Annotated in this window: 2 protein-coding genes; both read right to left on the bottom strand. The window is 41.2% G+C overall.

The features are described from left to right. Positions 1-201: 201 nt before the first annotated feature. Entirely contained in the window at positions 202-543 is a 342-nt protein-coding gene (locus OQJ86_RS26250) for a hypothetical protein (protein ID WP_074534684.1), read from the bottom strand. A gap of 146 nt (positions 544-689) precedes the next feature. Continuing rightward, positions 690-1,511 carry an NAD(P)-dependent oxidoreductase gene (locus tag OQJ86_RS26245; RefSeq protein ID WP_265992233.1) on the bottom strand — a complete coding sequence of 274 codons (822 nt, stop codon included), beginning with the start codon at positions 1,509-1,511 and terminating at the stop codon, positions 690-692. Positions 1,512-1,614 lie beyond the last annotated feature (103 nt).

Below are 1,614 nucleotides of genomic sequence, written 5' to 3'. Positions count from 1 at the left end.
AGTTGAGAATTAAATGGTGATTTTCCTACAGAGGACTTTCACCTCATTAGTTCATGCCCATGCTGGGCGTACACAAAGCATTTAAGAGTGATTCTCAACGCTTGGCATTTTTAATTCCATCGTTGAGTTCAGTGTTTACGGCGGTAAGGTTGAGTTTCGTGGTCGCGTTGTTCACACCTTAATGCGGCGTTATATTTGATATTACACAATCGATAACCATCTCATTATGAGTCCGGCGATATACAAGCCTAAACAAATCGCCCAAAATCGAGCTATTGCATGCCCGATTTTTGCTTTAGGGTTATTCGCAGATCTCCATAAAGATCTAGTGGCAAAAATACCAAATGTTAAGAAGAATATAGACATTGAGATTTTCATGAAAACTATAGAGTAGCTATCAATCCAACCAACTAACTTCATCTGCAGTAAAGCCATATTAATAGCTGTAACCACTGCAAACGTAAGAATATAGCCAACAATACTTACCAATACGACGGATTGCCAGACTGCTATTTCGCCGTTCCATGCTCGCTTAATAAACACCAAGCACTCCTTACTTATATTAAATATAACGCCCAATTAAGGGGTGAACAACGCCTCCACACAAACCTAAAGCATTGTGCCATAAACACTAAATTTGAAGTAGAAGCAAAAGTGCCAAGCGTTGAGAATCCCTCTTAAATTGCTTGTTATGTGTAATTTTCTATGTACTTCCTTAATGACTCAGTCGATTCAAACAAGGGACTAATTGGAAGGTTAAGATTTAGCTTTTCAATTTCGACTGCCGAAGAGCCATGGCATTTCTCAAAATCACTCCAACTGCACTCGTGAACCCTCTTTACGACTCGAGAGTCGAGTAGCAATTTAGAAAATGCTTCGGGGCTATACCCCTTAGTCTCAGCAATAAAGTGTTGTGTAGCCGGACGTTTACCTTGAACCAGTACCAAATAAAATCGAGCGATGTCATTAACATGGATATATTGGTTGTAACCTTGAGATGGTATCGCTACTTGAAGAGCTTGGTCTGATAAGGAATCTACAATCCGCTTTAGCTGACAGTTTTCACCACCATAAACCAAACTAGGACAGTAAACGACATGCCACTTCTTTTTGAGAGCACAACCTATTGTAACTGTGTCCGGTTTTACCGCCTCTAGAGGCTTAAGCCTAAATTCTTTCAGGTCATTGTGAGAAGCATTGCCAAATAGCCAAACGCCCGAAGTGTGGATTTTTGTCGCACCGTCAGCCGCTAGTCTATCCAACTGCGTGAGCAGCTTGGACTCTATATCAGCTATTTCCTCCGGCGAAAACTCTGACCAATATGGGCGAGCACAATTTATAACGATATCAAAGCAACCAGAAAAATCTGATAGCACATTGGTAAGCTTCCGAGCAAGAGGTAAGACACCGCTAGACCTACTGTAAATTGAAACTTCAAAGCCACTCTCGACAAACATCTTAGTCACGTGACTACCAATATACCCATTGGATCCTGATATAAGTACTTTCATTCTTTCCCTGAACTCTCGATTACACATAACGCCTTGTTAAGGTGTGAGGCACGCAATACCAAAACCTCCGCATTGCACCTTAACCACTAAAACCAACGCATAG

Source organism: Vibrio sp. Sgm 5, assembly GCF_026241575.1.
Lineage (GTDB): Bacteria > Pseudomonadota > Gammaproteobacteria > Enterobacterales > Vibrionaceae > Vibrio > Vibrio jasicida.
The sequence above is the reverse complement of the archived record's forward strand: the minus strand, read 5'-3'. Positions and strand labels throughout refer to the sequence as shown.